General features: G+C 68.0%; 16 protein-coding genes. 9 read left to right on the top strand and 7 right to left on the bottom strand.

The window, feature by feature from the left end; translation table 11 throughout:
* Nucleotides 1-8 precede the first annotated feature (8 nt).
* The 4 genes from ACFSC3_RS00555 to coxB form a co-directional block, all read right to left on the bottom strand.
* On the bottom strand, nucleotides 9-416 hold the full coding sequence (locus ACFSC3_RS00555; protein WP_380937674.1) for an acyl-CoA thioesterase: 408 nt from the start codon (nucleotides 414-416) through the stop codon (nucleotides 9-11).
* A gap of 379 nt (nucleotides 417-795) precedes the next feature.
* Entirely contained in the window at nucleotides 796-1,092 is a 297-nt protein-coding gene (locus ACFSC3_RS00550) for a hypothetical protein (RefSeq protein ID WP_380937672.1), read from the bottom strand.
* Nucleotides 1,093-1,343: 251 nt separating this feature from the next.
* A complete protein-coding gene (ctaD, locus tag ACFSC3_RS00545; RefSeq protein ID WP_380937670.1) occupies nucleotides 1,344-3,014 on the bottom strand; it encodes a cytochrome c oxidase subunit I in 1,671 nt (556 codons plus the stop codon).
* A gap of 3 nt (nucleotides 3,015-3,017) precedes the next feature.
* Complete coding sequence (gene coxB, locus ACFSC3_RS00540; RefSeq protein WP_380937668.1) at nucleotides 3,018-4,181, bottom strand: cytochrome c oxidase subunit II; 1,164 nt, start codon at nucleotides 4,179-4,181, stop codon at nucleotides 3,018-3,020.
* Nucleotides 4,182-4,380: 199 nt separating this feature from the next.
* On the opposite strand from coxB, the gene pyrE reads away from it, so the two are divergent.
* The 5 genes from pyrE to ACFSC3_RS00515 all read left to right on the top strand — a co-directional run bounded on the left by pyrE (nucleotide 4,381) and on the right by ACFSC3_RS00515 (nucleotide 8,266).
* A complete protein-coding gene (gene pyrE / locus ACFSC3_RS00535) occupies nucleotides 4,381-4,959 on the top strand; it encodes an orotate phosphoribosyltransferase (RefSeq protein WP_380937667.1) in 579 nt (192 codons plus the stop codon).
* Complete coding sequence (locus tag ACFSC3_RS00530) at nucleotides 4,956-5,687, top strand: pyridoxine 5'-phosphate synthase (protein ID WP_380937665.1); 732 nt, start codon at nucleotides 4,956-4,958, stop codon at nucleotides 5,685-5,687. Before pyrE ends, ACFSC3_RS00530 begins: the two co-directional genes overlap by 4 nt.
* A 160-nt stretch (nucleotides 5,688-5,847) precedes the next feature.
* Nucleotides 5,848-6,252 (top strand): holo-ACP synthase, encoded by a 405-nt coding sequence (gene acpS, locus ACFSC3_RS00525; protein WP_380937663.1) that lies wholly within the window; start codon nucleotides 5,848-5,850, stop codon nucleotides 6,250-6,252.
* The gene (gene lepB, locus ACFSC3_RS00520; protein WP_380937661.1) at nucleotides 6,252-7,130 is read left to right on the top strand and encodes a signal peptidase I; all 879 of its coding nucleotides are present in this window, start codon (nucleotides 6,252-6,254) and stop codon (nucleotides 7,128-7,130) included. The genes acpS and lepB overlap by 1 nt, the downstream gene beginning before the upstream one ends.
* Nucleotides 7,130-8,266 carry an AI-2E family transporter gene (locus ACFSC3_RS00515; RefSeq protein ID WP_380937659.1) on the top strand — a complete coding sequence of 379 codons (1,137 nt, stop codon included), beginning with the start codon at nucleotides 7,130-7,132 and terminating at the stop codon, nucleotides 8,264-8,266. The genes lepB and ACFSC3_RS00515 overlap by 1 nt, the downstream gene beginning before the upstream one ends.
* On the opposite strand, the gene ACFSC3_RS00510 is transcribed toward ACFSC3_RS00515, so the two are convergent.
* The gene (locus tag ACFSC3_RS00510; protein ID WP_380937657.1) at nucleotides 8,224-9,315 is read right to left on the bottom strand and encodes a glycosyltransferase; all 1,092 of its coding nucleotides are present in this window, start codon (nucleotides 9,313-9,315) and stop codon (nucleotides 8,224-8,226) included. The genes ACFSC3_RS00515 and ACFSC3_RS00510 overlap by 43 nt on opposite strands.
* Nucleotides 9,316-9,350: 35 nt before the next feature.
* On the opposite strand from ACFSC3_RS00510, the gene ACFSC3_RS00505 reads away from it, so the two are divergent.
* The 4 genes from ACFSC3_RS00505 to ACFSC3_RS00490 are packed head-to-tail and all read left to right on the top strand — an operon-like array spanning nucleotide 9,351 to nucleotide 12,216.
* On the top strand, nucleotides 9,351-9,536 hold the full coding sequence (locus tag ACFSC3_RS00505; RefSeq protein ID WP_380937655.1) for a hypothetical protein: 186 nt from the start codon (nucleotides 9,351-9,353) through the stop codon (nucleotides 9,534-9,536).
* Between the two features lie 6 nt (nucleotides 9,537-9,542).
* The gene (locus tag ACFSC3_RS00500; protein WP_380937653.1) at nucleotides 9,543-10,514 is read left to right on the top strand and encodes a hypothetical protein; all 972 of its coding nucleotides are present in this window, start codon (nucleotides 9,543-9,545) and stop codon (nucleotides 10,512-10,514) included.
* Nucleotides 10,511-11,023 (top strand): DUF2141 domain-containing protein, encoded by a 513-nt coding sequence (locus tag ACFSC3_RS00495; protein WP_380937651.1) that lies wholly within the window; start codon nucleotides 10,511-10,513, stop codon nucleotides 11,021-11,023. Before ACFSC3_RS00500 ends, ACFSC3_RS00495 begins: the two co-directional genes overlap by 4 nt.
* Before the next feature lie 5 nt (nucleotides 11,024-11,028).
* Nucleotides 11,029-12,216, top strand: a complete 1,188-nt coding sequence (locus ACFSC3_RS00490; RefSeq protein WP_380937649.1) for a glycosyltransferase — start codon at nucleotides 11,029-11,031, stop codon at nucleotides 12,214-12,216.
* Here ACFSC3_RS00490 and ACFSC3_RS00485 read toward each other — a convergent pair.
* Together ACFSC3_RS00485 and pepN are read right to left on the bottom strand one after the other, a co-directional pair.
* A complete protein-coding gene (locus ACFSC3_RS00485) occupies nucleotides 12,165-13,682 on the bottom strand; it encodes a DUF2029 domain-containing protein (protein ID WP_380937647.1) in 1,518 nt (505 codons plus the stop codon). The two genes, ACFSC3_RS00490 and ACFSC3_RS00485, sit on opposite strands and share 52 nt — an antisense overlap.
* 221 nt (nucleotides 13,683-13,903) lie before the next feature.
* Nucleotides 13,904-16,495, bottom strand: coding sequence for an aminopeptidase N (pepN, locus tag ACFSC3_RS00480; protein WP_380938524.1), 2,592 nt, complete (start codon nucleotides 16,493-16,495; stop codon nucleotides 13,904-13,906).
* Between the last annotated feature and the right edge of the window lie 33 nt (nucleotides 16,496-16,528).

The raw sequence follows: 16,528 nt of genomic DNA, 5'->3' as shown, positions 1-16,528 counted from the left end.
AAGCCGATTCAGTCGGCGGGAGCGCGCTGCAAGAACGGCCCCGCGATCTCCGGCGTGATCCGCAGCAGCCGCCCGCTCGCCCGGTCAAGCAAAGCCCAAGTCGTTCGCGCCTCGACCTTTACCTTGCCGTCGTCGCCGGTGAAGCGGACGTGGCGGTCGAAGCGGGCGCCCTTGGGCGCGTCGCCGACCCAGGTCTCGCCGGTCACGCTCTCGCCCGCGACGACGTTGCCGCGGTAGTCGATCTCGTGCCGGGTCACGACCCAGACATAGGCGTCCCGGTGCGCCTCGGGCGCGACGGCCGCCCAATGGGCGACGGCGATATCCTGGATCCAGCGCACCCAGACGGCATTGTTGACATGCCCCAGTTCGTCGATGTGTTCCGGCAGGGCGGTGAAGCGGTGGCTGAACGGCGTCATCGCCTGTCCTTAGAGCAGTTTCCGACCGATCTGTAACATCGTGATTGCGTCAGGAAGGTTGCTGGCGAGGAGCGGCGTGAAGCAGGGGCTGGTCTGCCCCTGCAAGCGTCGCGACGACGTCCAGCGGCCTTCCTGACGCAACCCCTTCGGGGCGGGCCGATTTTGCCCCGTGGCGGCGTCCCTCGTCAGTCACGGGGGCAAAGCCCGTTCCTTCCTCGCTCCTATCCACGAACCAAAATCGGCTCCGTCACGATGGTGCAGATCGGTCGGAAACTGCTCTAGCTCCGCACCGCCGCAACGCGAAGTGCGACGCCCCGAAAATGCGAAGCGCCCCGACATCGCTGTCGGGGCGCAACTGCTCGAAAGGGAAGTCCCGGGATCAGCGCGAAGCGACTTCCATCGGCTGGGTGCGGACGGCGACGGCGACATCCTGCGTATCGATCATCACACCGCGGCGGCGCCATTCGCGCTCGTCGTGGCAGTCGCCCGAGCGGATCAGGCGATTGGCATAGTTGGTCGCCAGACCCCAGCCCGTGCGGATGCAATAGTCGCCGCTCGCCGGGCGGTGGGCGAGGGTGATCGGGTCGAACGAGCCGCGGCCCTGGGCAGCGGCGGGGACGGCCGTGGCGATCAGGCTGGCGGCGGTGGCGGCGATCAGGGCGATGGTCTTGGTCATGATGTGTCTCCGTCTGAGTGGCTCTGCGCTGTGTCGCGCTGCTCGACGGAAGCTTTGCACTAGGCGTGCCAAGTACGTAGCGCGTTGAATTTCAGTGATTTCCTTCTCACCGCGCAAAATCATCTTAGGAGATTGGCGAAAAGCGCCACCATTTTTTGGCACTTCTTGCCATCCCGCCTTAACAAAGCAAAACGCCCCGGCATCGCTGCCGGGGCGTCTCGCAATTTGGCCCGAAGGGACGCGCCTTACGGTCAGTCGACCTTCGGCAGCGTCTCGAACTGGTGGTACGGCGGCGGCGAGCTGAGCGTCCACTCGAGCGTCGTCGCCCCCTCGCCCCACGGATTGCCCTCGGCCTTGCGACCGGCGAGCAGCGACCAGATCACGTTGACGAAGAAGATCGCCATGCCCGCGGCCATGATCATGTAGCCATAGGTCGCGATCTGGTTGAAGTGCGCGTAGGCGTCCGGATAATCCGGATAGCGGCGCGGCATGCCCTGCAGACCAAGGAAGTGCATCGGAAAGAACAGGATGTTCACGCCGATGAAGAACACCCAGAAGTGCAGCTGGCCGAGCAGCTCGCTGTACATCTTCCCCGACATCTTCGGGAACCAGTAATAGAAGCCGGCGAACAGCGAGAACACCGCGCCGAGCGACAGCACATAGTGGAAGTGCGCGACGACGTAATAGGTGTCCTGCATATAGTCGTCGACGCCACCGTTGGCGAGCACGACGCCGGTCACGCCGCCGACGGTGAACATGAAGATGAAGCCGATCGCCCAGACCATCGGGGTCGGGAAGCGCATCGAACCGCCCCACATCGTCGCGATCCACGAAAAGATCTTGATACCGGTCGGGACCGCGATGACCATCGTCGCCGCGGTGAAGTACATCTTGGTATTCACGCTGAGGCCGGTCGTGAACATGTGGTGCGCCCACACGACGAAGCCGACCACGCCGATCGCGACCATCGCATAGGCCATGCCGAGGTAGCCGAAGACCGGCTTGCGGCTGAAGGTCGCGACGATGTGGCTGATGATGCCGAAGCCCGGCAGGATCATGATGTACACCTCGGGATGGCCGAAGAACCAGAACAGATGCTGGTACAGCACCGGGTTCCCGCCGCCGGCCGGATCGAAGAAGGTCGTGCCGAAGTTACGGTCGGTCAGCAGCATCGTGATCGCCGCGGCCAGCACCGGAAGAGCGAGCAGCAGCAGGAAGGCGGTGACCAGGATCGACCAGGCGAACAGCGGCATCTTGTGCAGCGTCATGCCCGGTGCACGCATGTTGAAGATGGTGGTGATGAAGTTGATCGCACCCAGGATCGACGATGCGCCGGCCAGGTGGAGCGACAGGATCGCCATGTCGGTCGACGGACCCGGCTCACCATAGGTCGACAGCGGCGCATAGAGCGTCCAGCCGTTACCCGCACCGCCGAAGAACGGCGAGGCCAGCAGCAGCAGGAACGACGGCACCAGCAGCCAGAACGAGATGTTGTTCATGCGCGGAAACGCCATGTCCGGCGCACCGATCATGATCGGCACGAACCAGTTGCCGAACCCGCCGACCATCGCCGGCATGACCATGAAGAACACCATGATCAGGCCGTGCGCGGTGATGAGCACGTTCCAGAAGTGCAGCGCCTCGTCGAAGGTCGCGGTGCCGCCGTGCAGCATGCCCGCCCATTGCGGCAGATACTGGATGCCCGGGTGCATCAGCTCGGCGCGCATCAGCCCCGAGATGCCGCCGCCGATGATCCCCGCGACGATCGCGAAGATCAGGTACAGCGTGCCGATGTCCTTGTGGTTCGTCGACAGGAACCAGCGGGCGAAGAAGCCCGGCTTGTGGTCGGCATCGTGATGATGGGCGTCATGCCCGTGGCCGTGCGCGTCGAACGCGGACGGGGTTAGCGCGGTATCGGTCATGGCTTAGTTTCCACGGGCGCCGAACGCCGCCTTGGTGGCGGGTGCGGCCTGGTTCGAAGTAGCGGGAGTCTCGGTGACGTTGACGAGCGCGTCGGAGCCGTTGGCCGGCACGGTCGGCCCCTCCGCCGCCGGAGCGGTGCCGCCCGGAACGGCTGGAGCGGTCGCCGCGGCAGCGCCGGTGTTGGCGGTCGCAGCCGTCGTCGTCGGAGCCGCAGCGCCGGGCATCTTGCCGCCCTTGGCCGCGATCCATGCCGCAAACTGCTCCTTCGACACCGCCTCGACCGCGATCGGCATATAGGCGTGACGCGCGCCGCACAGTTCGGAGCACTGGCCGAAGTAGAGGCCCGGCTTCTCGATGGTGAAGCTGGTTTCGTTGATGCGGCCCGGAATCGCATCGAGCTTGATCCAGAAGGCAGGCACCGCCCAGCTATGGATCACGTCGGCCGCGGTCGTCAGCAGGCGGATCGGCACGCCGACCGGCAGGACGATACGGTTGTCGACCGCCAGCAGGCGCGGGCCGTCGGCGTCGGTGCGGAAGCGGGTGCCGGCCGGAACCTCACCCTTTTCCTTCAGCATGTTCGCCGTGACGGCCACGCCGCCATGGTCGGGATATTCATAGGTCCAGTACCACTGGTTGCCGGTCGCCTTCAGCGTGACGGCACCGGCCGGCGCCGGCTTGAACTGCGCGGCGAGCAGGCGGATCGACGGGACCGCGATCGCCACCAGGATCAGCACCGGAACCAGCGTCCAGATCACCTCGATCGCGGTGTTGTGGCTGGTCTTCGACGGCGTCGGGTTCCGCGCGGCGCGGAAGCGGATCATCGCGTAGATCAGCAGGCCGAGGACCAACAGCGAGATGACGGTGATCAGCGGCACCAGCCACACGTCGTGGAAGTGGCGCGCGGTCTCGCCGTTCTTCGTAACCTGGGTCTGGATGCCCATCCAGCCGTCGGTCGGCTGGCCGACATGCTGCACCGGCTTGATCAGCGGGGTGCCGTCGGCGGCGAGCAGCGGGTCGGCCGGGGTAGCCGCCGCCGGAGCCGGAGCCGTAGCGGCCGTCGCCGGCGTCGCCGCAGCGGGTGCAGCCGTGGTCGCCGGAGCGGCGATGGCTCCTGTACCGGCGAGCGCAAGCCCGGCGGCGGCGATGATCGTCTTCAGACCAGTCATGCGCATCTGTGTTTAGCCCAAGTCCCTGTTCGTGTGCGGCAGACGTGCACGCGCCGCCTAAGGGCCTTAAGGAAAAGACCCAATCCCGACGGCCTATACGCGGGGGATGCCAATGCCTCAAGCGCCCAGCGTCACGCTTTTTGCGTCGAGCGACCTTGGCGCCGTTGCGAGGCGCGCTCCTGCTCCCTATGCGAGCGCCATGACCGAAGATCAGGTGCTCGACGAATTCCGTGCAGCCGAAGCGTTGCTGGAGGGCCATTTCATCCTGTCGTCGGGGCTGCGCTCGCCGCGCTACCTCCAGTGTGCGCGCGTACTGATGGACCCCAGGCGCGCTGCGCGGCTGACCGACGCGCTCGCCGCGACGCTGCCGGCGGAGTTGAAGATCGACGCGGTCGTATCCCCCGCGATGGGCGGCGTGATCGCGGGGCACGAGATGGGCCGGTCGCTGGGCGTGCCGGCGATGTTCCTTGAGCGGCCGACCGGCACCTTCGAGCTGCGCCGCGGCTTCCGGCTGGAGCCCGGCACCCGCGTGCTGATGATGGAGGACGTCGTCACCACCGGTCTGTCGAGCCGCGAGGCGATGAAGGCCATCGCCGCGGCCGGCGGCACCGTCGTCGCCGCCGCCGCGTTGGTCGACCGTTCGAACGGCAAGGCCGAATTCGACGTACCCTTCTATCCGCTGATCCGCCTCGACGTGCCGAGCTACGCCGCCGACGCCCTGCCCCCCGAACTGGCGGCGATTCCAGCCGTGAAGCCGGGGAGCCGGGCGATAGCATGAGCGCTCCCAACCTCCGGCTCGGGGTCAACATCGACCATGTCGCGACCGTCCGCAACGCGCGCGGCAGCGGTTATCCAGACCCGGTCCGCGCGGCGTTCCTCGCGGCCGAGGCGGGGGCGGACGGCATCACGGCGCATTTGCGCGAAGATCGCCGGCACATCACCGACGACGATATCGCGCGGCTGTCGGATGAGTTGCCGGTTCCGCTGAACCTGGAGATGGCGGCGACCGAGGAGATGCTGGCGATTGCGCTGCGCCACCAGCCGCACGCCGCCTGCATCGTCCCCGAACGTCGCGAGGAACGGACGACCGAGGGCGGTCTCGACGCCGCCGGCCAGCACAATCATCTGGCACCGATGGTCGCGGCGCTGATCGATGCGCGGGTGCGCGTCTCGCTGTTCATCGAACCCGATCCGCGCCAGATCGAGGCGGCGATCCGGCTGAAGGCGCCGGTGGTCGAACTGCACACCGGCCGCTACGCCGAACTGTCCGGTGACGCACAGACGGCAGAGCTCCGCCGCCTGGCCGATGCCGCCGCGCTGGCGGCGAAGAACGGGATCGAGGTCCATGCCGGACACGGCCTAACCTTCGACAATGTCGTGCCCATCGCGGCCATTCCGCAGGTGCGTGAACTGAACATCGGGCATTTTCTGATCGGGGAGGCGATCTTCGACGGGCTGGGTCCGGTCGTGCGGCGCATGCGCGATCTGATGGACGCGGCGCGGTGACTGCTTTCTTCATTCCTCCCCGAGCTTGTCTCGGGGAGGGGGACCGCCGCGAAGCGGTGGTGGAGGGGCTGGCGGCGTCCGGCGCGTGCCGCGCCGCCCCTCCACCACGCCCTTCGGGCGCGGTCCCCCTCCCCCAGCAAGCTGGGGGAGGAATTTTCGCATGATCATCGGCCTCGGCTCCGACCTCTGCAATATCGAGCGCATCCAATCCTCGCTCGACCGCTTCGGCGCGCGGTTCGAGGCGCGGTGCTTTACCGATGTCGAGCGCGCCAAGGCCGACCGCCGCCCCTTCACTCGCGCAGGCACGCTCGCGAAGCGCTTCGCCGCCAAGGAAGCCTTTTCCAAGGCGGTGGGGACCGGATTCGCGCATGGAGTGTTCATGCGGGACATCGGCGTGGTGAACGGACCCGGCGGCGCGCCGACGCTGGCGCTGACGGGCGGTGCGAAGGCGAGGCTTGACGCCATGATTCCGCAGGGCCACGTCGCTCGGGTACATCTGACGCTGACCGACGACCACCCTTGGGCGCAGGCGTTCGTCATCATCGAGGCGATCAAGGAAGACTGATGGCGGAGGATCTGGCCCTGGCTCCGGGCGACACCAATGCGACGCCGCCGGCTGCCGGGGACAGCGCGCCACGCCGGACCGACTGGTGGGCCGAGCTGAAGGGCCTGCTGTGGCTGGTCATCGCGGTGCTCGGCTTCCACAGCCTGATCGCCAAACCCTTCTATATCCCGTCCGAATCGATGATGCCGGGCCTGCTGGTCGGCGACCGGCTGGTCGTCACCAAATTCCCCTATGGCTACAGCTTCGTCACGCCGACCTTTCACCTGATGCCCTTCGTCCGCGGACGGCTGCTGGGCTCGCTGCCGGAACGCGGCGACGTGGTGATCGTGACGCCGCCGGGGACCAAGACCGACTATATCAAGCGCGTCATCGGCCTGCCGGGCGACCGGCTGGAGGTGCGCGGCGGCATCGTCTATCTGAACGGTCGCGCGGTCCCGCGCCGTGCGATGGGCGACCGCTTGCTGCCGGTCGATCCGAACAACCAGTGCCAGAGCTATGGCCCCGACGCGATCGTCCGCGGCGCCGATGGTCGCCAGATGTGCCGCCTGCCGATCTATCGCGAGACGTTGCCCAACGGCCGGTCCTATGACACGATCGACAGCGGCTATTCGTTCGGCGACAACTACGGTCCGATCGTCGTCCAGCCGAACCACGTCTTTCTGATGGGCGACAACCGCGACAATTCGGCCGACAGCCGCTTCCCGGTCGAACCCGATAAGGGCCTGGGCGGCGCGGTGCCGTGGGAGAATATCGGCGGGCGCGCCGAATTCATCACCTTCTCGCTCGACGGCACGGCGACGCTCAATCCGCTGACCTGGCCGGGTTCGTTCCGGTCGGGCCGCGCGGGGCTGTCGCTCCATCCGCAAAAGGGTCAATGATGAGCGATTCGTTCGACGGCGATATGGTCATCCGCGACGGCCGCCGCCGCGTCCCCGTGGTCGAGGGCGCCAGCCCCAGCGAGGTGCAGGACCCGGCGATCCGCGAGGAAGTGAAGCGCGCCGCGGTCTGGATCGGCATGATCTCTGCGGTCGCGCTGATCGTGCTGCTCGCCCAGCCTCTGCTCATCATCCTCGCCGGCCTCGTCTTCGCCTCGCTGCTCGACGGGGGCGTGCGGCTGCTCGGCCGCGTCCTGCCGATCGGACGGCCGTGGCGGCTGCTGATCGTCTGCCTGCTGACGGTCGCCTTCCTGCTCGGCACCTTCTACCTGACCGGTGTGCAGGTGACCGAACAGGTGACCCAGCTGCGCACCACGCTGGAGGGTCAGGCGGCGCGCTTCAGCAAGTTCCTCAGCAGCCAGGGCCTGATGCCCGGCGCCTCCGACATCAACGGCATGGCCCGCCAGGCGCTCAGTTCGGTCGGCCGGCTGACGTCGTGGGTCGGCACGGCGATCGGCGCGCTGACGACGATGTTCATGATCATGATCATCGGGCTGTTCGTGGCGATGGACCCGCGCACCTACGAACGCGGCGTGCAGTGGATGGTCCCGGTCGCGCACCGCGAGGAATTCGCGCTGACCGTGCGCCGGATGAGCTACACGCTCCGCCGCCTGCTGGCGGGCCGCATCCTGGGCATGGTGGCGGAGGGCGTGCTGACCTGGGCGGCGCTGATGCTGGGCGGCGTGCCGATGGCGATGATCCTTGGCGTCCTGACCGGCCTGCTCGCCTTCATCCCGAACATCGGCGCGTTCATCTCCGGCGCGTTGATGATCGCGGTCGGTTTCTCCGCCGGCACCGACACCGGCATGTGGGCAATCGCGACCTATGTCGTCGTCCAGACCTTCGACGGCTATGTGCTGCTGCCGCTGGTGGCCAAGAAGACCGTCGACATGCCGCCGGCGCTGACGCTGGGGACGCAGATCCTGGCGAGCGCGCTGCTCGGCATCCTCGGCCTCGCGCTCGCCGATCCGATCACTGCGATGACCAAGGCCGCACTGGAACGCCGCAGCGAGCGTGCGGGCGAGGACGCCGACGATCAGACCGACGACGACACGAGCGAATCGAACAAGGCCAGATAGTCGCCCGCCGGATCGCCGGTCGCCGCGACCGGCGCGGGTCGCGGCGCGCCCGGCGCCAGCCTGGCCTCGACCGCCGCGACCAGCGCCGCCTCATCGTCCCGCGCCACGATACTGCCCTGCGCATCGTCGACCAGGAGTTCGCCCAGCGCCGGTGTCGAATCGGTCGCCACCACCGGAGCACCGACCGCTAGCGCCTCGCGCACGACGCCGGGCACGCCCTCGTAATCCGATGTCAGCACGACGGCCGTCGCATCGGCCATCGCCGGCAATGGATCGGTGACGTGGCCCGGCATCAGCAGCCGGTCCCCGACGCCCAGCGCCTCGGCCTGCGCGACGAGCGCGGCACGCTCCTCCCCCTCGCCCAGGATCACGAGCGGGATCGTCGGATCGTCGATCCGCGCCAGCATGTCGACCGCGCGGTCCCACCGCTTTTGCGGCGCGAGTCGGCCGACGCCGAGCAGATAGCGATCGGGCAGATCCGGGCCAGTCGCCCCTGCCCCTTGCGACTCCGGTTCCGGCGCCGGGTTGGGGATCACGCGGACACGCGCGTCCGGCAATCGCATCCTCAGCGCCGCCTCGCGGGCCATCGCCGGGCTCATCGCGACTAGAGTATCGACGAACCGCGCGTGGCAGCCCAGCCACAGCGCGTACGCCGCCCGCACGGGCGCACGCAGGTCGGTCCGGTCGAGCGCGTTGGACAGCTTCGCGATCGTCGGCGGACAGGCTCGGCCGAGACGCAGCCGCGTCCAGGCGGCGACCGCGGTATAATGATTGCCCGGACAGAAGATGACATCGGGTCGCGTGTCCCGCACGATTGCAGGCATGGCTGTCGCGAGCGCCAGATACTCCCGCGACTTCAGCCGGATAACCTCCACGTCACGCCCGATTTCCGCTGCGAGCGGCCCGGCATCGCACCCGACGACCAGAGTCACCCGCCGCCCGCGCGCGATCCATGTCGCGATCAGGCGCAACAGCACCCGCTCCACCCCGCCGCCATCGAGATTGTGGGCATAGGTCAGGATATGCCGGGCGGTGGGTGACAACGTCATCGCGCGTCCCCTATCGCGCGAACGACGTCGTGGAAATGGCTGCATGGCTACGCAAAGCGGGAGACGACGTGCAATCGAAGGCGGCCGTCGCCACGAAAACGCCGTTTATTGCGGCCATGCAATCGCGCGGCATCGATTTGGCGACGACGCCGTCTGTCGCTATGGAAGGCATCGGCGTCCTAAGTGTCAGAATTTTCAGGTCGCAGGCGTTCGTCGAGTAACAAGTCTTGAATTCACCCGATCTGCCGCACCTGTCCGCGACCGTCCCCGACCTGCCGAACGGCGATGCCGATTCGCCGCGTGCCCACGCCGACGAAGTCGGTGCGCTGGAACCGATCGAGCGGATTCGGCGGCGCTGGCCGGTCGTTATCGCTGCCGTTCTGACGATCCTGATGGTCGCGGGGCTCGGGCGCGAGCTGCTCGATCACGGGCTGGCTGGCCTCTGGAGTCATGTGCCGGCGAGCCCGCTGTTCTACATCGCCTTCGCGTTGCTCTACATGTCGGCGCCGACCTTCGACTGGCTCATCTTCCGCAAGCTGTGGGGCCTGCCCGCCGCGGGGCTGGTCGCGCTCGTCAAGAAGCGGATCGCGAACGAAGTGGTGTTCGGCTATTCCGGCGACGCCTATTTCTATGTCTGGGCGCGCGCGCGGATGAAGATGGTCGCCGCCCCGTTCGGCGCGGTGAAGGATGTGACCATCCTGTCGGCGATCGCAGGCAACCTGATCACGCTGGCGATGGTGCTCGTCTCATTGCCGATCGCGCGCGGGCTGATGACGCCCGACCAGTTCAAGATGGTCGCCGGGTCGGCGGCGATCACGCTCGCCATCTCGCTGCCCTTCCTCATCTTTTCCCGCCGGGTCTTCTCGCTGCCGAAGCGGACCCTGTGGTGGATCTTCAACATGCACTGCGCGCGGCTCGCCTTCGGGTCGCTGATGATCGCGCTCGCATGGGCGCTGGCGATGCCCGAGGTGCCGCTGGGCATGTGGTTGTTCCTGTCGGCCGCGCGCCTGCTCGTCTCGCGTCTGCCGCTCGTGCCGAACAAGGACCTTCTTTTCGCCAATTTCGCGATCCTATTGATCGGGCAAGGCGAGGCGTTGTCGGACCTGATGGCCTTCACCGCGGCGCTGACGCTGGCCATCCACGTCGCCCTGATCGGCGTGTTCGGCCTTCACACCCTTATCGTCCGGAACCGTGCATGATCCGCTCCATCGGCCTGATCGCCGCCCTCATTCTCGCCACCCCGGCCGCCGCGCAGCAGGTCGTCGAGGAATCCGCCAGCTGTGCGGGCGTCCGCGGACCGGCGCTGCAGGTCACCGTCACCGGCCTGAAGGACCGCACCGGCCGCCTGACGCTGGAGCTGTTCCCGCCTAATGCCGACGATTTCCTGAAGGACGACATCGATCTAGTGAAGCAGGGCAAGGTCTTTCGCCGCGCCTGGGGCCAGCCGCCGGCCAGCGGCCCCGTCGTGTTGTGCATCCGCGCACCCGTGCCGGGCCGCTATGCGTTGCTCTTCACGCATGATCGCGACGGCAAGAACAAGTTCAACTTCTGGCGCGACGGCGCGGGCTTCGTCGGCTCGGCGAAGCTCGGCCGCAATCGCCCGAAAGTCGACCAGGCGATCGTCACTGTCGGCGCAGGCGTTACCCAGGTGACGATCCGCGCCCAATATCTGCGCGGCCTGTCCGGCTTCGCGCCCTACGAGGGTTGAGGCGGATGCGCATCGTCGACGTCAACGAATTCTATTCGCCGACCGGCGGCGGCGTTCGCACCTATCTCGACCGCAAGATGGGCATTCTGGCCGACATGGGCCATGAACTGATCGTCATCGCACCGGGATATGAGGACCGGGTCGAGGATCGTCCCGGCGGCGGGCGGATCATCTGGGTGAAGGCGCCGCGCCTGCCCTTCGACCGCAGCTACGGCATGTTCTGGGATGCCGAACCGATCACGCGGCTGCTCGACGAGCTCGATCCCGACGTGGTCGAGGTGTCGTCGCCGTGGCGTCCGGCCTGGATCGTCGCCGAATGGCAGGGCCGCGCGCTCAAGGTCTTCTTCGCGCACAACGACAATATGGGCGCCTATGCGGTGCGCTGGCTGGAGGGCGTCGCGCAGACCGAGACGGTCGAGCGCTGGTGCGCCTGGTATACGCGTTACATGGACCGGTTCCTGGCCAAGTTCGACCTGTTCGTAACCAATGGCGGCGAGCTTGCCCGCCGGCACGAACGCCGCGGCCTGACGGTCGATGCCGCGATGCCGCTCGGGATCGACCGCGGCTATTTCTCGCCGGACCTGCGCGACGAACGGCTACGCACCGCGCTGCTCGCCCAATGCAGCCTGCCGCCGGAGGCGAAGCTGCTGCTCGGCGTCGGGCGGCATCACCCGGAGAAGCGCTGGCCGACCGTCATCGACGCGGTCGAGCGCGCGGGCGAGCGGATGCCGGTCGGGCTGATCCTGCTCGGTCAGGGCGTCGATCACCAGAAGCTCGCCCGGCGCGCGGCGGGCAGCCCGCACATCCGCCTGTTCAGGCCCGTCTACGACCGGCTGCGCTTCGCCCGGATCATGGCAAGTGCCGACGCGCTGATCCACGGTTCCGACGCCGAACCGTTCGGGCTGGTCGCGCTGGAGGCGGTGGCGAGCGGCCTGCCGCTGATCGTGCCCGACGTGGGCGGCGCATTCGACATCGCCGAGCCGCCATTCGCCGAAACCTACCGCGCGCGCGACGCTCGCAGCGGTGCCGGCGCCATCGCGCGGCTGTTTCGCCGCGACCCGACGATCCTGCGCGCCGCCTGCGTTCACGCCGCCAGCAAGGTGCGCACCGACCGCGACCATGCCGCGATCCTGGTCGACTATTACCGCGCCAGGATCGACGGCGGGACCACCGACAGGCGACTGCGCGCATAGAGCCGGAACCGCGTACCGATCCGCTGTTCCAGCCGGTAGCCGTTGGTGATCGCCCAGCGTTCCAGCACGCCATCGAGCGCATCCTCCCCGCTGCTCCAGCGCCCCTCGCCGCCGACGAGGATGAAGCGCGGCGGATTGGCGGCCAGCCCATCGAGCCGAGCCTGCGAAATCAGGCGTAAAGCGCGCTCTTGCGAAGCGTCGAGCAGGTGGCTGCTGCGAAAGTAGAAGGGGCCGGTCGCAAAGCGCGCATCCGGCGCACGGCCGAGCAACTGCGGCGACAGGGTCGCGACGCCCTCGCGAGGCCCGATCGCGCGGGCGACGGCGAGGCCTTCGCCGAGATTGCCGCCCTTCGCCAGCGCCTCGACGCTCGGAGCGAGCCCGGCGCAGGCAAAGACGACCGCGGCAATCCGCCAGTTTCGGGACGGCGGACGCGCCTGCCATGCGATCCCCAGGCGGACGAACAGCGGCACGAGCATCGGCAACAGATACTGCCGCCACACCGGCGACGGCAGCACCGCCGCGACAAGGCCGGCGAGGATAAGCAGGTCGAGCAAGCGACGCTCCCCTCCCTGGATAGGGAGGGGCTGGGGGTGGGTAGGCTTCAACAGGCGATCCGCCCCGCGGAGCGCAACCCACCCCCTCCCCTTCAGCAAAGGGAGCAGCAGGATCGCCATCGCCAGAAGCCCCGGCCCCAAAGCCAGGAACTTCACCAGATCCACCACGCGCGCGCCGAGCGTGAGCTTCCACCCCCGCCCCGCCGCTTCATAATATTCGGCCGGCGCCGCGGCGGGAAACGTCAGCACGCCGAACACGAACCCTACCGGCGAGGTCGCCGCCAGCCAGCCGACCAGCATTATCGCCGGCAGAGCGCCAAGCGCGACCCACCCCGGCCGATGCCGCCGCACGACCAGCGCATAGACGCCGTACACCGCCGCCGGCAGCGCATAGGACAGCTTCGCCGCCGCCGCCGCGCCGAGCAGCACCCCGGCCAGCACCGCCCCGCCGCGCGATCCCTCACCCCGCTCCGCTCGCAGCATCGGCACCAGCGCCATCGCCAGCAACGCGGCCGGCAGCGCATCGTTGCGCGCGGTGCCGGCCGAGAACAGCAGGATGTCGCTCGCCGCGAACAGCGCCGCACCCGCCGTCGCGACGCGCGGATCGACGCCCGCCACCCGCATCGCCCGCCACGCCGCCGCGACCGTCAGCGCGCCGAGCAGGGCGTTGATGATCCGTAGCGCCGGCCACACCAGCCAGCCGCTTACCCAGGCGATCGGCGCAAAGGCGAAGGGCTGGAGCGGGGTCTGGAGATACGCATAGTCACGATACGGCAACCACTCGCCGGCCGTCAGCAGCGTTGCGGCGACATATTGGCTCTCGTCATGGTCGACCGGCCGCAGCAGCGCGAGTGTGACAAGGGTCGCAATGAGCGCGGCGAGCAGGGGAAGCGGGCGGGCGAGACGGAACACGTTAGCCGGGTAGCGGTGTGGGGAGCGGGTGTCACCGTCGCCGCACAGGCGGGATCTCTGCGAACGCCCTTTCGGTGCTCCCGCGCAGGCGGGAGCCTAGGGCCACGAGCGCGGCAAGCCGTTGTATTGTTTGGCTCTGGGCTCCCGCCTGCGCGGGAGCACCGACGGAACTGACGCCGCGGTGTCGCTTTCACCGAGATGCCGACGGTGGGATGAGCCCCTCAGTCCAAGCTCTTCGACGCCTGTTCGAACATGTCCTTCGACAACCCCGGCGTGGCCAATATCCGCTCCAGTTCGCCGCGCATCAGCGCCGCGCGGCCTGCGTCGAAGCGTTTCCATCGACCGAGCGGCGGCAGCAGCTTGGCGGCGGTCTGCGGGTTGAGCTTGTCGAGCGCGATCAGCTGGTCGGCGAGGAAGCGATAGCCGCGCCCGGACACGTCATGGAACGCGCGCTGGTTAACGCCGAACGCACCGACCAGTGCCCGTGCGCGGTTGGGGTTGGCCAGCGAGAAGTCGCGGTGCAGCGCCAGTTCCTCTACCGCGGCGGCGGCATCGTCGCGCGACGACAGCGCCTGAACCTGGAACCATTTGTCGAGCACCAGCGGATTGTCGGCGTAGCGGTTGTAGAAGATGTCGAGTGCGGCCTCCCGCTCCGGCGACGTGCCGCCGACCAAAGTCACCAACGCGCCCTGGCGGTCGGTCATATTGTCCGCCGCGTCGAACTGCGCGAACGCCAGCGCAGCCGCATCGCTCGCACCGGCTGCGGTGATGTAGCCCAGCGCGACGGACCGCAGCCGGCGACGCCCCTTGGCCGCAGGAGAATATTCGAACCGCTCGGCATGGCTTGCCGCATAGGCCGCGCGCCACTCCTCCTCGAGAGTGCGGCCGAGCTCGCTGCGCAGCGCCTCGCGCGCGTGATAGATGGCGTCGGGATCGACCACCGCCATCTGGTCGCCCATGAAGCTTTCGGACGGCAGCAGCACAGCCTCCGCGATGAAGGCGGGGTCGAGCGCGGGGTCGGTCAGCGTGTTGCGGACGGCGTCGACCACCGCCCGGTGATCGCCGCGCCCCGTCGCGACCGCGCCGACCAGCGTGTCGAGCATCAGCTGCTGCATCGCCTCGTACCGCGCGAACGGATCGTCGTCGTGCGCGCTCAGGAAGGCGAGGTCTTCCGCCGTGCGGTCGGTCTCGACGATGACGGGCGCCGAAAAGCCGCGGTTGATCGACAGCACCGGACGCTCGGGCACCGTTTCGAACGCGATTTCCGCCTCGGCGCTGTCGAGCAGGAACAGTTGCTCCTCGGTCAGCGCCGCGCCCGTCTCACCGCCGAACAGCTTGATCCTGAGCGGCAGGACCATCGGTTGCTTGTCGGGCTGCCCCGGCGTCGGCGGCACGCGCTGCGACAGGTGCAGCGTCGCGCGCCCCCCGCTATGTGCCAGTCGCGCGGTCACCCGCGGTGTTCCGGCTTGCGAATACCACAGGCGGAACTGGGCGAGGTCGGCCCCGCCGCCCTCCTCCATGCACGCCACGAAATCCTCGCAGGTCGCCGCCTGCCCGTCGAAGCGATCGAAATACAGGTCGGTGGCGGTGCGGAACCGCTCCGGCCCGAGGATCGTCGCCATCATGCGGATCAGCTCGGCGCCCTTGTTGTAGATGGTCGCGGTGTAGAAGTTCGAAATCTCGATATATTCGTCCGGGCGCACCGGATGCGCGAGCGGCCCCGCATCCTCCGGGAACTGCGCGGCGCGAAGCCCCCGCACGTCCTCGATCCGCTTGACCGCGGCCGACCCCTGATCCGCTGAGAAGCCCTGATCGCGGTAGACGGTGAAGCCTTCCTTCAACGACAGCTGGAACCAGTCGCGGCAGGTGATGCGGTTGCCCGACCAGTTGTGGAAATATTCGTGCGCGACGACCGCGGCGATGCCGTCATAGTCGTAATCGGTTGCGGTATCCGGGTCGGCGAGGATGTAGCGGCTGTTGAAGATGTTCAGCCCCTTGTTCTCCATCGCGCCGAAGTTGAAATCGTCGACCGCGACGATGTTGAACACGTCGAGATCATATTCGCGACCATAGACGCGCTCGTCCCAGCGCATCGACGTCTCCAGCGCCTGGAGCGCGTGGTCGGTCTTGGCGAGGTCGGCCTCCCGGACCCAGATGCCCAGTTGCACCTCGCGGCCCGACCGCGTGACGAAGGTCGAGCGATTGGCGACCAGATCGCCTGCAACCAGCGCGAACAGATAGCTCGGCTTGGGGAACGGGTCGTGCCATTCCGCCCAGTGGCGCCCGCCCTCCAGATCGCCCTGGCCGACCGGATCGCCGTTCGCCAGCAGCACCGGAAAGCGCACCTTGTCCGCGATCAGCCGCACGCGATAGGTCGCCAGCACGTCGGGCCGATCGGGGAAGAAGGTGATGCGGCGAAACCCCTCCGCCTCGCACTGGGTGCAGAGCAGGCCGCCGCTGGCATAGAGGCCCATCAGCTGCGTGTTCGTCTCCGGCGCGATGTCGACGACGGTCTCGACCGTGTGCGCAGCCCCCGACAACGGCACGACCAGCGCGCCGTCGTCCAGCACCCAATCGTTGACCGCCACTCCGTCGACCGCAACCGACAGCGGGCGCAGGCCGTCGCCATCGAGTCGCAGCGGCCGGTCGTGATCGCCGCTGCGCACCACCCGCATCACCGCGGTCACATGCGTCTGCGCAGGGTCGAGGTCGAAGGTCAGGTCGATCGTCTCGACCTGCCAGTCCGGCGCGCGATAGTCGCTGCGGCGGATGATGCGGGGGGCGGCGGCGGCGGTGCTCTGGACGTCCATGATGCGGTTCATATGCCCCTTATGCGCATTTGACAG

The sequence above is a fragment of the Sphingomonas floccifaciens genome, assembly GCF_042681125.1.
Lineage (GTDB): Bacteria > Pseudomonadota > Alphaproteobacteria > Sphingomonadales > Sphingomonadaceae > Sphingomonas > Sphingomonas floccifaciens.
The sequence above is the reverse complement of the archived record's forward strand: the minus strand, read 5'-3'. Positions and strand labels throughout refer to the sequence as shown.

What these genes read in the sequence shown, in the direction of transcription:
- ACFSC3_RS00515 (WP_380937659.1), top strand. Translation starts at nt 7,130, where the DNA reads ATGAGCGATTCGTTCGACGGCGATATGGTCATCCGCGACGGCCGCCGC.
- ACFSC3_RS00555 (WP_380937674.1), bottom strand. Translation starts at nt 416, where the DNA reads ATGACGCCGTTCAGCCACCGCTTCACCGCCCTGCCGGAACACATCGAC.
- ACFSC3_RS00490 (WP_380937649.1), top strand. Translation starts at nt 11,029, where the DNA reads ATGCGCATCGTCGACGTCAACGAATTCTATTCGCCGACCGGCGGCGGC.
- acpS (WP_380937663.1), top strand. Translation starts at nt 5,848, where the DNA reads ATGATCATCGGCCTCGGCTCCGACCTCTGCAATATCGAGCGCATCCAA.
- pyrE (WP_380937667.1), top strand. Translation starts at nt 4,381, where the DNA reads ATGACCGAAGATCAGGTGCTCGACGAATTCCGTGCAGCCGAAGCGTTG.
- ACFSC3_RS00505 (WP_380937655.1), top strand. Translation starts at nt 9,351, where the DNA reads ATGGCTGCATGGCTACGCAAAGCGGGAGACGACGTGCAATCGAAGGCG.
- ctaD (WP_380937670.1), bottom strand. Translation starts at nt 3,014, where the DNA reads ATGACCGATACCGCGCTAACCCCGTCCGCGTTCGACGCGCACGGCCAC.
- ACFSC3_RS00550 (WP_380937672.1), bottom strand. Translation starts at nt 1,092, where the DNA reads ATGACCAAGACCATCGCCCTGATCGCCGCCACCGCCGCCAGCCTGATC.
- coxB (WP_380937668.1), bottom strand. Translation starts at nt 4,181, where the DNA reads ATGACTGGTCTGAAGACGATCATCGCCGCCGCCGGGCTTGCGCTCGCC.
- ACFSC3_RS00510 (WP_380937657.1), bottom strand. Translation starts at nt 9,315, where the DNA reads ATGACGTTGTCACCCACCGCCCGGCATATCCTGACCTATGCCCACAAT.
- lepB (WP_380937661.1), top strand. Translation starts at nt 6,252, where the DNA reads ATGGCGGAGGATCTGGCCCTGGCTCCGGGCGACACCAATGCGACGCCG.
- ACFSC3_RS00530 (WP_380937665.1), top strand. Translation starts at nt 4,956, where the DNA reads ATGAGCGCTCCCAACCTCCGGCTCGGGGTCAACATCGACCATGTCGCG.
- ACFSC3_RS00495 (WP_380937651.1), top strand. Translation starts at nt 10,511, where the DNA reads ATGATCCGCTCCATCGGCCTGATCGCCGCCCTCATTCTCGCCACCCCG.